The sequence below is a fragment of the Shewanella sp. AS1 genome, from assembly GCF_021412565.1.
Taxonomy (GTDB): domain Bacteria; phylum Pseudomonadota; class Gammaproteobacteria; order Enterobacterales; family Shewanellaceae; genus Shewanella.
This window is the reverse complement of sequence record NZ_JAKCLJ010000081.1, coordinates 1-288: the sequence shown is the minus strand read 5'-3', so window position 1 is coordinate 288 and position 288 is coordinate 1. Positions and strand designations below refer to the sequence as shown.

Here is a 288-nt window from a genome sequence, read left to right as displayed (position 1 = left end):
CGCGGCTTTTAAAGATAATTCCAAGCCCTTGGCATAGGTAACGATGGTGACATCTTTGCCCTGGCGTTGAATTTTCGATCTGCCAATCGGTATAAGGTATTCCCCTTCTGGAACCTCACCTCTCACCTGGTACATGGTGGCATGTTCCAGGAATAGGACCGGATCATTGGAACGGATGGCGGTCTTCAACAAGCCCTTGGCATCCTCGGGTGTGCCGGGAGATACCACCTTCAAACCCGGGAAATGAGCGAAGATGGCATCCGGCGTCTGTGAGTGCGTGGCTCCCAG

General features: G+C 53.5%; 1 pseudogene. It reads right to left on the bottom strand.

Annotation, left to right across the window (positions count from 1 at the left end):
* Positions 1-288, bottom strand: a pseudogene (locus LZP69_RS16140) (alpha-ketoacid dehydrogenase subunit beta); the annotation flags it as partial.